Origin of the sequence: Streptomyces sp. NPDC058955 (genome assembly GCF_042741435.1) — a bacterium.
GTDB lineage: Bacteria > Actinomycetota > Actinomycetes > Streptomycetales > Streptomycetaceae > Streptomyces.
In genome coordinates, this window is the sequence record NZ_JBHYKM010000231.1 from 2,829 (window position 1) to 3,229 (window position 401).

Below are 401 nucleotides of genomic sequence, written 5' to 3' on the forward strand. Positions count from 1 at the left end.
TGTGTTTTTGTGTAAACCCCCCGGCGACGGGGCGGGGGGGGGGGGGGGGGGGGGGGCGGGACGGGGGGGGTGGGCGCGCCGGAGCGGCCGGAGGCGGGGCTGCTCCAGCGGGTCCACGACGCGCGGCGCGCCGGGGCGACGGTGCTGTCGCTGGACGGCGGGGACGCGGAGGTGCGGGGGCTCGCGCACGAGGCGCTGACGGTCGTGGAGGGGGCGGGGGTGGGGGTGGACTTCGACACGGTCCAGCACCTGGTGAGCGCGGCGGCGGGCGAGAACCGGCTGCCGGAGCGGCGGGGCCGCCGTCTCCGCGACCGCCTCGCCCTCCTGACCGACCGCCTGACCTCCCCACCCCCCACCCGCTGGTGACCCCCGCCCCCCCGCGGTGCGGGCAGCGCCCGCGC

General features: G+C 81.0%; 1 pseudogene. It reads left to right on the forward strand.

The annotated features are described in order from the left end of the window. Nucleotides 1–366, forward strand: a pseudogene (locus tag ACFW1I_RS38195) (hypothetical protein); the annotation flags it as partial. Between the last annotated feature and the right edge of the window lie 35 nt (nt 367–401).